General features: G+C 61.4%; 10 protein-coding genes and 3 pseudogenes. 7 read left to right on the forward strand and 6 right to left on the reverse strand.

The window, feature by feature from the left end:
- Window positions 1-121: 121 nt before the first annotated feature.
- From JCM21793_RS27450 to hemB, 6 genes and pseudogenes are all read right to left on the reverse strand, one after another.
- Window positions 122-1,026: pseudogene (locus tag JCM21793_RS27450) on the reverse strand (DMT family transporter).
- A 47-nt stretch (window positions 1,027-1,073) separates the two neighbouring features.
- Entirely contained in the window at window positions 1,074-1,820 is a 747-nt protein-coding gene (locus JCM21793_RS20785; protein ID WP_007007961.1) for an arginyltransferase, read from the reverse strand.
- A gap of 24 nt (window positions 1,821-1,844) precedes the next feature.
- On the reverse strand, window positions 1,845-3,647 hold the full coding sequence (locus JCM21793_RS20790) for an SLC13 family permease (RefSeq protein ID WP_025031589.1): 1,803 nt from the start codon (window positions 3,645-3,647) through the stop codon (window positions 1,845-1,847).
- 190 nt (window positions 3,648-3,837) lie between these two features.
- On the reverse strand, window positions 3,838-4,401 hold the full coding sequence (locus tag JCM21793_RS28430; RefSeq protein WP_155983502.1) for an RDD family protein: 564 nt from the start codon (window positions 4,399-4,401) through the stop codon (window positions 3,838-3,840).
- 125 nt (window positions 4,402-4,526) lie between these two features.
- A pseudogene (locus tag JCM21793_RS27460) lies at window positions 4,527-4,993 on the reverse strand (RDD family protein).
- A gap of 74 nt (window positions 4,994-5,067) precedes the next feature.
- Window positions 5,068-6,078: a porphobilinogen synthase gene (gene hemB, locus JCM21793_RS20810; RefSeq protein ID WP_502685582.1), complete on the reverse strand. Its 1,011-nt coding sequence runs from the start codon at window positions 6,076-6,078 to the stop codon at window positions 5,068-5,070.
- A 178-nt stretch (window positions 6,079-6,256) separates the two neighbouring features.
- On the opposite strand from hemB, the gene JCM21793_RS20815 reads away from it, so the two are divergent.
- The 7 genes and pseudogenes from JCM21793_RS20815 to JCM21793_RS30670 form a co-directional block, all read left to right on the forward strand.
- Window positions 6,257-7,306, forward strand: coding sequence for an enoyl-CoA hydratase/isomerase family protein (locus tag JCM21793_RS20815; protein WP_081784785.1), 1,050 nt, complete (start codon window positions 6,257-6,259; stop codon window positions 7,304-7,306).
- Window positions 7,303-7,728: a DUF6163 family protein gene (locus JCM21793_RS20820; RefSeq protein WP_090325801.1), complete on the forward strand. Its 426-nt coding sequence runs from the start codon at window positions 7,303-7,305 to the stop codon at window positions 7,726-7,728. The genes JCM21793_RS20815 and JCM21793_RS20820 overlap by 4 nt, the downstream gene beginning before the upstream one ends.
- A 212-nt stretch (window positions 7,729-7,940) precedes the next feature.
- Window positions 7,941-8,456 (forward strand): transcriptional regulator LdtR, encoded by a 516-nt coding sequence (gene ldtR / locus JCM21793_RS20825; protein ID WP_007007954.1) that lies wholly within the window; start codon window positions 7,941-7,943, stop codon window positions 8,454-8,456.
- Between the two features lie 282 nt (window positions 8,457-8,738).
- Entirely contained in the window at window positions 8,739-9,992 is a 1,254-nt protein-coding gene (locus JCM21793_RS20830; protein WP_007007953.1) for a L,D-transpeptidase family protein, read from the forward strand.
- A 158-nt stretch (window positions 9,993-10,150) separates the two neighbouring features.
- The gene (glyA, locus tag JCM21793_RS20835) at window positions 10,151-11,467 is read left to right on the forward strand and encodes a serine hydroxymethyltransferase (protein WP_025031594.1); all 1,317 of its coding nucleotides are present in this window, start codon (window positions 10,151-10,153) and stop codon (window positions 11,465-11,467) included.
- A gap of 35 nt (window positions 11,468-11,502) precedes the next feature.
- Window positions 11,503-11,961, forward strand: coding sequence for a transcriptional regulator NrdR (nrdR, locus tag JCM21793_RS20840; RefSeq protein ID WP_025031595.1), 459 nt, complete (start codon window positions 11,503-11,505; stop codon window positions 11,959-11,961).
- Window positions 11,962-11,963: 2 nt separating this feature from the next.
- Window positions 11,964-12,131, forward strand: a pseudogene (locus JCM21793_RS30670) (bifunctional diaminohydroxyphosphoribosylaminopyrimidine deaminase/5-amino-6-(5-phosphoribosylamino)uracil reductase RibD); the annotation flags it as partial.

The following is a 12,131-nucleotide window of genomic DNA, read 5'->3' on the forward strand; positions in this document are numbered from 1 at the left end:
CGCGATGCCTCGCAATGGTGGCGGCAAGCCGGGCGGGCGTGGCAGTGAACCGCAGGGCGCGCTGGCCGCAGCGCTCGCTCAGGCCATGAAGAAGAAATAAAGGGCGTTCGTCATTCCGCCCTCACAGCGGGTGACGCACCACGCCCTGCGCCAATCGCCGCTTGCGGCTGAATGGAGTTGCCACAGCGAGTGCGCGACCAGTGTGACGATGAGGATCGTGCCGCCGATGAGGGTGGCACGGCTCGGTACCTCGGAAAAGATCAGCCACACCCAGACTGGCGCCAGTACCGTTTCGAGTAGATAGAACATCGCCACTTCCGGGCCTGAAATGTATTTGGGGCCGTTGGACAGGCAGAAGAACGAGATGGGCATGATCACCGCACCGTTGAGGATGATCCACCACGGTGCCTCTATCCGATAGCCGGTTCTGGCTGTCATGATCGCGGCCACAAGGCAGGGAAGCGCCACCGCCACGAGTGCGGCAAACCCCATATCGCGACCGCTGCCGCGTGTGATGGTGATCGCGGTGGCGAGCAGGAATGCGGCGCTCAGCGCCATCACATCGCCGAACAGATTGCCGGCCCCGATGCCGCCGCCGACGATGATCAAGACACCGATCAGCATGACCCCCATGGCCATCAGCGTGGCGGGTCTTGGTCTTTCCTTGAGGAACAACCATGAGAGAAGCGCGGCAAACATGGAGTTGAAGGCAAGAATGAAGACCAGATTGGCGGTAGAGGTGTTGTAGACGGCGGTGATGAAGCAGAGTGCCGAAAGGGCATAAAGGGCGGCGACCACAAGGCCCACGCGACCGGGTATGAGCGGCGGGACATTGCGCGTAAAAAGCCGCCATACGAACCATACGATAAGCGCCACCGCGACCGTCAAGGCGCTGCGCACCATCAGGATCGGCCAGGGGTCGCCATCGGCCAGCCGGATCAGCGGAATATCGATGGTGAGCGACATGCCGCCAAAGGCGGTCAGCGCAAGTCCCTTGGCGTGGGAAGATGGCGAGGGAGTGGGCATGAAGGAGCCTTCCGGGACGGCGTGTCGGATGCAGGCGGGTGCGACCTTCAGTCGACGCGTTCCCACCCCTGCGGGCCCAGGTGCTCCTGTGGCTTGAAGCGCACCTTATAGGCCATTTTGCGTGAGCCATTGACCCAGTAGCCGAGATAGACATGCGGCAGGCCGGCGGAGATTGCACGGTTGATATGGTCGAGGATCATGAAGGTGCCGAGCGAACGGTCGGTAAGCTCCGGATTGAAGAAGGAATAGACCATCGACAGCCCGTCTCCCATCGTATCGGTAAGGGCCACGGCCATCAGCTCGCCTTCGCCCTTGCCGGTGATGAAACTGTCGGGTCCGCGGCGTCGATATTCGATCACCTGCGTGCTTACATGGGTGTCTTCCACCATCATCGCATAGTCGAGCACGGTCATGTCCGACATGCCGCCTTTCTTGTGGCGGGCGTCGAGGTAGGAACGGAACAGCGTGTACTGTTCGGTGGAAGGTTCCGCGTCATGGGCGGTGCCGATGAGGTCGGCATTCTGCCTGAGGATGCGCTTCATGTTCTTCGTCGGCTGAAACTCCTGCGCGAGGATGCGTACGGAAACGCAGGCGCGGCAGGTTTCGCAGGCGGGGCGGTAAGCAATGTTCTGAGAGCGTCGGAAGCCACCCTGGGTAAGCAAATCGTTCAGCTCGGGTGCCTTGTCCCCGACCAGATGGGTGAAGACCTTCCGCTCGAATTGCCCTTCCAGATAAGGGCAGGGTGAAGGCGCGGTTAGAAAGAACTGCGGCGATTGGGCGGGTTGCTGCGTCATGTCGGTAGGGCGTCACTCCTGATCCTAAAGCCCATAATACCATGGCCCGACAAACGAAAACGTCAACCAAATTATCGCCACCAGTGGCATGCCCGCCTTGATGAAATCGCGGAACGAATAGTGGCCTGGGCCCATGACCATCAGGTTTGTCTGGTAACCGATCGGCGTCGCGAAGGAGCAGTTGGCGGCAAAGATCGTCGCCGCGATGAACGCCTCCGGTGGTGCGCCTATGGCGGTTGAGATGCCCAGTGCGATCGGGGTGAACAATACGGCGGTGGCATTGTTGGAGAGGAAATTGGTCAGGATGGCGACCACCGCGAAATAGCCCGACAGGATGATTGCGGGGGACTGGTCCTGAAGTGCCGCCACCGCTCCGTCGGCGATGAGCTGCGCACCGCCCGTGCGTTCGAGCGCTGTGGCGGCGGCGATGGCCGAGCCCACCAGAAGGAAAATCTGCCGGTCAAAGGCGCGGCCAGCCTGGGCAAGCGTCAGGCAGCCCGTGGCAATCATGGCGAAGGCGCCGGCAACCGCCGTGGCGACGATCGGAGCGATGTCGAGCGCTGCGGTAACGACGATCCCGGCGAAAATGACAAAAGCGATCCAGGCCTTGCGGCGCTGGGGAACCGGTTCGGCAGACCATTCAAGGACAAGAAGATCGTGGCTCTCGCGCAGGTCCTCGAAGGCGCGGTCGGTGCCTCCCACGAGAATGGTATCGCCGGGTTCAAGCCGGATATCGGAGACCGGCGTGCGTCCCATCCGGCTTTTGCGCTGCACACCGAGCATGTGGACACTGTGTTCGGTCTCGATGCCGGCGTTGCGGATCGTGCGCCCGGCGTGGCGCGAACCCGGCGGTATGACGGCTTCGGCAATGTGATAATCGGGACCGACGGCTGCGGTTTCCGATTCGGAATCGGCAATGTGACCCGCCGCGCCGTGCGAGAGCGCCTGGGTGAATGCACGGCGGGTGGCCGTCACCATGAGACGGTCGCCTTCCGACAGAACCACGTTCTCGAAGGGCGGGTGAAAACTCATCCCGCGCCGGACGATAAGGCGCGGCGTCAGGTCGCCGAGCCCCTGGAACAGTCCGGCTTTCGATTCCTTGCCGATGAAGGGATGACCCGGCACGATGCGAATCTCGCCGATGAACTGCGTGCCGGACTGCATCTGCCGGAAGGTCTTTTCGCTGCTTGAATCGCGCAGGATGCGCGGCATCACGAAAAAGACATAGAGCGCACCGGCCGCCGCCAGAAGCAGGCCGGGCATGGTGATGTCGAAGAAACCGATCGTCAGGCCCGCCTTGCCGGCGACCCCGGCCACCAGAAGATTGGTCGAGGAGCCGATCAGCGTCGTCATGCCGCCCAGAATGGTCATGAAGGAAAGCGGCATCAGCGCCTTGGAAACCGGGAAGTTGCGCTGTGCGGCGAAGACGATCAGCACCGGAATGAAGATGACCACCACCGGCGTGTTGTTGAGGATCGCGCTCAGCATCGCCGCCGTGATGAGCGTGATGATGATGGTTCGCGTGCTCGAACTGCCAGCGGATTTCGCGAGAATGCGGGCCGGCTTGTCGAGCGCGTCTGTGGCAAACAGGCCCTGACCCACTATCAGGAGTGCCAGAACCGTAGCCAGCGCGGGATTGGCGAAGCCCGACAGGAGTTCTTCGGGCGGCAGGCCTCCGGACGCCTCATAGGGGATGAAAGCGAAGAGTGCCAGAAAGGCGACGAGGCTGCCAAGAGCGACGATCTCCAGCGTAAAGCGCTCGCTGACATAGGCGGCGACGGTTGCGAGAATGATCGCGTAGGTCGCCCAGAGATGGAAATCGGCCATTCAGGTCCCGCTGCTTGAGACTGTCCCCGCAGGCGACGGTCTGCGCCTGCTCATCGTTGAGGAGAATAAGCACGGGCAGGCGCGCCGCAAGCATGGATTTGTCTCACGCCGACAAAAGGCGGGCAAATGAGAAGGGCAGGGCACACCGCCAGCGAAAGAATTTTGCTTGCTGGATGCGGCCCGTGTGCGGTCAGCGCTTTGCGGCCGGAAGCAGGTTTTCGGCTGACCCCTGTATGACGATGTCGAGCAACCGGTCGTGGAGCATCTGCCGGTTGGACAGGACAAAGGGGGCCAACAGGATAAGTGGTGTGAACACGGTAAAGGTCGCCAGGAACAGAAGGAGATGGGCAATCCCGTAACGCCCGGTGATTTTGCCGTTGTCGAGCCGTTCAAGCCGTAGCCCGACAGCGCGCATGCCGAGTGTCGCCTGGCGGCGCCCGCCCAGCGTGACGCACACATAGACGACGACAATCGCCAGCGTGGCCAGTGAGGCAAGGCCCGTAGAAAGCGTGTAGAACGCATCGAGCTCTGCTGCGAAAAACCGTGCGCCAGGCCTCCATCGGCCCCCGCTATCCCGGTCAGGTTCTCCATCAGCATCCTCGTGGCAACGGTCAGCATGAGGCCAGCGCCGCGTAAAGCGCATAGTCGATGAGGAATGCCAGCACGCGCCGGACGTGGAGCCATCGACCCTGCCGCAGGGAAATGTCAATTGCCCGGCTGTCAGGGAGCGCTTCTTCTGGATGGTATTCTTCAAATCTGTCGGTCATGAAATCGCTCGTAATATCGTTGATGCCCTGAAAGACATCACGATATCGGGATATCACGATCGCATAAATCTAAAGTCGATGACGGCGTTAAAGATACAACTTTTAAGAGTATTTAACTGGAGCGGACGACAACGGTGCCCAGGAGCAGGTCGTGGACCGTGCGCTTGTGTCGAGGAACAGGCTTGCCAGAAGGATGAGCGGGGTCAGAATTGCGTTGCCGGCCCAGAAAAGAACCGTGTGAACCACCGCAAGCAGCGAATCGACACGCCCGCCATCAAGGCGCGCAAGCCGGATATCCATGAACTGCATGCCGAGCGTCGCCTGACTGCGCCCGCCGAGCGTGATGGCGACATAGAGGAGGGCGGTCAAAGGCGCGAGAATGCCGAACAGAAGCCAGCCGAGGCCCAGCGTCATGACGCCGAGCAGGGCAACGATGATCGCAACGGGGATCATCATCAATCCGATCAGCAGATAGTCGATAAAGAACGCGAGGATACGGCGCGTGCGGACACCGCGGTAAAGATAACCGTCGTCCTGTGCATTATCGAGAATTTCGCCGTCGAGGGGCTGGGCTGTCATAAACGATCCTCTTTCGATTGGTTCATGACAGAGATGGGGAACCTGGCGCGCGCTTCAAGCTTTCCAGCGCGAAATCAAAGCAATTCGGCCATTTCGGGCGCGAAATAGGTGAGAATCCCGTCACAACCGGCGCGTTTGAAGGCGAGGAGGCTCTCCATCATCGCTCTCTCTCCGTCGATCCACCCATTGGCTGCTGCAGCCTTGATCATCGCGTACTCGCCGGAGACCTGATAGGCAAAGGTCGGAACAGAAAATGTGTCTTTCAGGCGGTGGACGATGTCCAGATAGGGAAGCCCGGGCTTCACGATAAGCATGTCCGCCCCTTCCAGAAGATCCTGCTCTGCTTCGCGCAACGCTTCGTCACTGTTGGCGGGGTCGATGTAGTAGGTCTTCTTGTCTCCCTTCAGCAGCCCGCCTGTGCCGATGGCTTCGCGGTAAGGGCCGTAGAAGGCGGAAGCGAATTTGGTCGCATAGGACATGATCGCGACGTTCTGGAAGCCGTTCTGGTCGAGCGCATCGCGGATCGCGCCGATGCGGCCGTCCATCATGTCGGAGGGCGCGATTATGTCGGCACCGGCCGCGGCCTGACCGACGGCGGCCACGGCGATCTGGGCGACCGTCTCGTCGTTGACGATCTCGCCATCGCGCAGGATGCCGTCATGGCCGTGGCTGGTGAAGGGGTCGAGTGCAACATCGCTGATGATGCCGATCTCCGGCACCGCCTCCTTGATGGCGCGGGTAGCCCGGTTGATCAGATTGTCCGGATCGAGGCTGTGGGAGCCGGTCTCGTCGCGGCGCGCAGGATCGATATTGGGGAAGGTGGCGATCGCGGGAATGCCGAGCCTTGCCGCACGCTCAGCCTGCCTCACCGCGTGATCGACCGTATGCCGCATGACGCCGGGCATGGCCTCTAGCGGCTCCTGCCGGTTCTCACCCTCCATGAGAAACAGCGGCCAGATCAGATCATCGACCGTAAGATGGTTCTCGCGCACCAGCCGGCGCGACCAGTCGGCCTTGCGGGTGCGACGCAGGCGGCGGCTGCCTGTAATCTCATCGACGCTGCGGCGTGTGGCGGGGCTGTTCATGGTGCGGGAAAACTTGTTCACGGCTTCGACTCCAGTATGGCGCCTCTCTATCACGCAGGCGAAACGGGTCCAAGTGTACGTCCGGCGTCCTGTGGTCGCATCCGCTTATAGCATTGACGGCCCGGGTAGCGGCGAATAATCACCTAGTGAGGCTTGCTGTTTCTGCAACGATTTGGGGGTGCCCGTGAACGTCGATTTCGGTGGCGCTGGAGATATCCTGTTCGAACAGGTCGGGCGTGCCGGCATCGTGACCCTTTCCCGGCCGGCATCTTTGAATGCGATCAATCATCGCATGATCAGCGCGCTTGCGCGGGCGCTTTCTGCCTGGGAGGCGGACAGCGCGGTCGAGCGTGTCATTATCCGGGGAGAAGGCCGTGCCTTCTCGGCAGGGGGTGACATTCTGGATGTCTACCGGGCCGGCCTTGAAGGCCGGGCCAGTCCTGATTTCTTCGCCGACGAATATCGGCTCAATGCCGCGATTGCCCGTTTTCCAAAACCCTATGTCGCGCTGATCGACGGTATCGTGATGGGTGGCGGCGTCGGCGTCTCCTGTCACGGCTCCCATCGTGTGATGACGGAGAATGCGGTTTTCGCAATGCCCGAAGTAGGGATCGGTTTCTTTCCCGATGTGGGCGGCAGCCATCTTCTGTCGCGCCTGCCGGGCGAGTTCGGCATGTATCTGGCCCTGACCGGCAATCGCATTCGCCGTGGTGATGCCTGTGCGGCGGGGCTGGCGACCCATTCGGTCGATGCCGGGCAAATGCCAGCGCTCATGCAGGCATTATGCGAAAGCGACAGTGTGGATGGGGCGCTCTCCGTGTTCGGCGGCGAGGCGGAGCCGCAGACGGACGAGGGCGTTCTGCATGCGATCGCGCGCCATTTCTCCTTCGGCAGCCTGCCCGAAATTCTGGAATCGCTTGCCGGCGATCAGGACGAATGGGCACAAGGCACTCTTGCCACGATCGAAAAACGCTCGCCCACCAGCCTTCATGTCGCGTTCCGCCAGGTGCGTGCGGGCGCGATGCTGGAGATGGACGCGTGCATGAAGATGGAGTTCCGCATCCTCAACCGGATGCTCGCGGGGCATGACTTCTATGAGGGCATTCGCGCCGTCCTTGTTGAAAAGGGCAGCACGCCCCGCTGGAAGCCTGAAACGCTGGGCGACGTTAGGGAAGTGGACATCGACGCCTATTTCGCACCACTGGCCGACGGGGAACTGACGCTGTGAATGGTGAAACCCTGTCGGGCATAACGTCCACCCGGCCGTCTCAACTCGACAGCCTCTATTTCGGGTTTCACCGGCTGATTGCGATCGCCTGCCTGATCATGGGGCTTTTTTACTGGGTCCGGCTTCTGGGCTTCTATCCCGGTCTTATGTGGCGGTTCGACCTCATGCCGGTCCACTGGCAGGTCGCAAGCGTCATTCTCGCGGTCATCTATCCCTTTGCTTCGGTTGGCCTCTGGCTGGTCGCGCCGTGGGGCGCGGTCATCTGGTTTTTGTGCGCGGGTGCGGAAGTGGTGATGTTTGGCGTATTGCCTGATCTTTTCGGACACAACTACCCGCTGATCGGCTTTCATCTTGTGGTGGCCGTTGTCTATGCGGTCCTGCGTTTCGCCCGCTACCGGAGCAGACGCCGGGCAATGCTGTAGCCCCGTTTCGTTTCCGCAACCACTGCTTCTCTCAAGCTTTCATCGAATGCCCGCAGCCCGGTTTACCGGCTGTTAGCCGTGTTTGCAGGGTCGGCTTTTGTAAGGCGTTGTTAAGGCTAGTGTTTAAGTCGAATTTTAGAAGCATTCGATAGGGTCAGGCCAAGGTGAGACAAAAAACAAAAATCACCGGCGTCAAACGAGAGGCTTTAGTTATGAATACTTCGCGACCCGCGGCGAAACCTGCCGCTACGAATGACGAACGCAAAGATGCACTGCGTTCTCTTTATCTTGAATCTCTCCAACTCGTGGAGCGACTGCACCGCCGTCTGCTCGACGTGATCAAGGACGAGTTCGAGCGCAACGGACGCAGCGACATCAACGCCATCCAGGCATTGCTGCTCTTCAATATCGGTGACACCGAACTGACGGCTGGCGAGCTGCGCTCGCGCGGCTACTATCTCGGCTCCAACGTCTCCTACAACCTCAAGAAGCTGGTTGATCTCGGCTTCGTCAACCACCAGCGCTCGCGCGTCGACCGTCGTTCGGTGCGCATCAGCCTGACGCCCAAGGGCGCCCAGGTCGCCAAGGTGGTCGAGGGGCTCTACAACCGCCACATCGGCTCCATCGAGCAGGTCGGCGGGATCAGCCCCGACGAGTTCAGCCAGATGAATCGCGCCCTGCAGCGGCTGGACCGCTTCTGGAACGACTCGATCGCATACCGTATGTAGTCTCACCTTGATCACCTGGCTGCGCGCCGGTGTGCAGCCAATGAAGGCCGGCGTGGCGGGACGCCGGCCTTCACGCGTTTGTTATCGCGCTCAAAGTGACGCACGGTCACGTTAAGGTCATAATCCGGTGGAATGCAGCCTCATGGAGGCCGCGCGGTGCGTCTTGCGCCGATTTCTGATCAGGGTTCGCGGATTCTTAACGCAGTCGCGGCATGTATGGCTGCAGGACTGCATGCAGTACCCTGGAAGGGGCTGACGAGCCAAGAGAGCACGGATACGCGTATGAAGACGAACCGCCGCATGTTTTTAACCGGTGCCGGTGCAGCTGCAACGGCAGCGATGACCGGAGCCGCCAGTGCCCAGGACCTGATCGAGGCGATCATCCGTTCGCCGCGGCGCGGCGCCTGGAACGATCAGTTCGATGCGCGGGCAAGCAGTGGCGGCAAGGTGGCGTCCAACCTCCCCATCTTCAGCCAGGAAACGGTGTCCTATGTCGAGCGCGCGATCATGGAGTATTCCAGCATCGCCTCGCAGGGTGGCTGGCCGCGCGTTCCCGATGACAAGAAACTGGAGCTGGGCGTGGTCGATCCCAATGTGGAGATCCTGCGCCGCCGGCTGATGATCTCGGGCGATCTTTCGCAGCGCGCGGGCATGTCGCAATCGTTCGATTCCTATGTGGATGCTGCCGTGAAGCGCTTTCAGGCCCGCCACGGCCTGCCGGCCGACGGTGTGACGGGGCGTCATACCTTTGCCGCTCTCAACGTTCCCGCCGCAATCCGCCTTGGCCAGCTCGAAACCAATCTCGTTAGGCTGCGCTCCATGTCCGGCTTCCTGGGCGACCGTTATGTGGTGGTGAACATTCCCGCTGCCGAAATCGAAGCGGTGGACAATGGCCGTGTGATGCTGCGCCATACGGCGATCGTCGGCAAGGTCGACCGCCAGACGCCGATCCTGAATTCCAAGATCAACGAAATCATCATCAATCCGTACTGGAACGCGCCGGTTTCGATCGTCCGCAAGGACATCATCCCGCTGATGCGCAAGAATCCGAACTATCTGACGGACAACAATATCCGCCTGATCGCGCCGGACGGCAGCGAAGTGGATCCGCTGACGGTGGACTGGTCGACGGATGACGCGGCCAAATACCGCTTCCGCCAGGATCCGGGCCGGATCAACGCCATGGCGTCGATCAAGATTAATTTCCCGAACCCGCATGCGGTCTACATGCACGATACACCGCAGCAGGGTCTGTTCCGCGATCTCGACCGGTTTTATTCGTCGGGCTGCGTGCGCGTTCAGAACGTGCGCGACCTGGTTACCTGGCTCCTGCGCGAGACCGACGGCTGGGACCGCCGGCGTATCGAGCAGACGATCCAGAACGACGAGGATGTCCGGGTTTCGCTCAACAATCCTGTTCCGGTCTATTTCACCTATATCTCGGCCTGGTCGACGGGCGATGGTGCCGTGCATCTGCGCGACGACATTTATGCACGGGACGGAGCGAGCGAGTTGCAGATTTCGACTGCGCTCTGACCGACACAGCCATGATGAATTGCCGCAGCCGCCCGGAAACGGGCGGCTGCTTCGTTTCCGGAGGATAAATTTTCGCCGTCAGGCGTGGTGACGGCGGGGGAAAAATGCTAGATGCGCCACTTCCGCATTTGATCCATCATCGAAGGGAACACACCGCCATGGCAATTGCGACCGCCGCCGCTTCCAGCGAGACCGACGCATTCTTCACCCGGCCGCTCGAAGACAGCGACCAGGACATCTTCTCCGCAATCCAGCAGGAACTGGGCCGCCAGCGCCACGAGATCGAGCTGATCGCCTCGGAAAACATCGTCTCGCGCGCCGTGATGGAGGCGCAGGGCACGGTCCTGACCAACAAATATGCGGAAGGGTATCCGGGCAAGCGGTATTATGGCGGTTGTCAGTATGTCGACATTGTCGAGGAACTGGCCATCGAGCGCGCCAAGAAGCTTTTCGGCTGCGAGTTCGCCAATGTGCAGCCCAATTCCGGTTCGCAGATGAACCAGGCCGTGTTCCTGGCGCTCCTTCAGCCGGGCGACAGCTTCATGGGCCTCGACCTGAATTCGGGCGGTCATCTGACGCACGGTTCGCCGGTCAACATGTCCGGCAAGTGGTTCAACCCGATCTCCTATGGCGTGCGCAAGGACGATCACCTGCTCGACATGGACGAGGTGGAGCGCCTTGCAAAAGAGCACAAGCCGAAGCTGATCCTCGCCGGCGGCACCGCCTATTCGCGGGTGTGGGACTGGAAGCGTTTCCGCGAGATCGCCGACGAGATCGGCGCCTGGCTGATGGTCGACATGGCACACATCGCCGGCCTCGTTGCCGGTGGCCAGCACCCGTCGCCGCTGCCGCACGCCCATGTGGTCACCACCACGACGCACAAATCTCTGCGTGGCCCGCGCGGCGGCATGATTCTGACCAATGACGAAGCATTGGCGAAAAAATTCAATTCGGCCGTGTTCCCGGGCCTGCAGGGCGGTCCGCTCATGCATGTGATTGCCGCCAAGGCGGTTGCGCTGGGCGAGGCGCTCAAGCCGGACTTCAAGACCTATGCACGCGACGTGGTGGCGAATGCCCGTGCTCTGGCCGAGAGCCTGAAGGAAACCGGTCTCGATATCGTGTCGGGTGGTACCGACAACCACCTGATGCTTGTGGACCTGCGCCCCAAGAACGCGACCGGCAAGCGCGCCGAGGCTGCCCTTGGCCGCGCCAACATCACCTGCAACAAGAACGGTATCCCGTTCGACCCCGAAAAGCCCTTCGTCACCTCGGGCATCCGTCTTGGCACGCCGGCGGGCACCACGCGCGGCTTCGGCACGGCCGAGTTCCGCGAAATCGGCCATCTGATTGCCGAGGTGCTCGACGGTCTCAAGGCGGCGAACTCGGATGAGGGCAACGCCCAGGTCGAACAGGCTGTGAAGGACAAGGTGATCGCACTGACCGAGCGCTTCCCGCTCTACCCCTATCTGGGGTAAGCAGTCACGAATGGATTCGTGAACAAGGGCCCGATATGCGCTGTCCCTACTGCCAGTCGGAAGACACACAGGTGAAGGATTCCCGCCCCGCCGAAGACGGGGCGGCGATCCGGCGACGGCGCGCCTGTCCCGATTGCGGCGGGCGTTTCACAACTTTTGAGCGCATTCAGCTGCGCGATCTGGTGGTGGTCAAGCGGTCGGGCCGCAAGGTGCCGTTCGACCGCGACAAGCTGATGCGCTCCTTCGACATCGCACTTAGAAAGCGCAATGTGGAGCCGGAGCGCGTGGAACGCGCGGTCACCGGCATCGTGCGCCAGCTGGAAAGCTCGGGCGAGACGGAAATCCCCTCCGACGACATCGGCCTGCTTGTCATCGATGCTCTGAAGGCGCTGGATGACGTGGCCTATGTACGTTTTGCTTCGGTCTACCGCAATTTCCGCGAAGCCAAGGATTTTCAGGACGTGCTGGGCGAGCTGAAGGGCAAAGAGGACTGAGGATGGAGAGCGGGCCGGCAAGCGAGCTCGACCGGCGGTTCATGGCGGCTGCGATCCGGCTGTCGCGCCGCAACCTCGGTCTGACCGGCACCAATCCCTCCGTTGGAACGCTGATCGTGCGCGATGGACGCATCGTCGGCAGGGGCGTCACCGCGATTGGCGGGCGCCCG

This window comes from Nitratireductor aquibiodomus NL21 = JCM 21793 (genome assembly GCF_000615975.1).
GTDB lineage: Bacteria > Pseudomonadota > Alphaproteobacteria > Rhizobiales > Rhizobiaceae > Nitratireductor > Nitratireductor aquibiodomus.

Bases quoted from the DNA above. Each gene is read 5' to 3' on its own strand.
- JCM21793_RS20785 (WP_007007961.1), bottom strand. From the start codon at position 1,820: ATGACGCAGCAACCCGCCCAATCGCCGCAGTTCTTTCTAACCGCGCCT.
- JCM21793_RS20790 (WP_025031589.1), bottom strand. From the start codon at position 3,647: ATGGCCGATTTCCATCTCTGGGCGACCTACGCGATCATTCTCGCAACC.
- hemB (WP_502685582.1), bottom strand. From the start codon at position 6,078: ATGAACAGCCCCGCCACACGCCGCAGCGTCGATGAGATTACAGGCAGC.
- ldtR (WP_007007954.1), top strand. From the start codon at position 7,941: ATGAATACTTCGCGACCCGCGGCGAAACCTGCCGCTACGAATGACGAA.
- JCM21793_RS20830 (WP_007007953.1), top strand. From the start codon at position 8,739: ATGAAGACGAACCGCCGCATGTTTTTAACCGGTGCCGGTGCAGCTGCA.
- glyA (WP_025031594.1), top strand. From the start codon at position 10,151: ATGGCAATTGCGACCGCCGCCGCTTCCAGCGAGACCGACGCATTCTTC.
- nrdR (WP_025031595.1), top strand. From the start codon at position 11,503: ATGCGCTGTCCCTACTGCCAGTCGGAAGACACACAGGTGAAGGATTCC.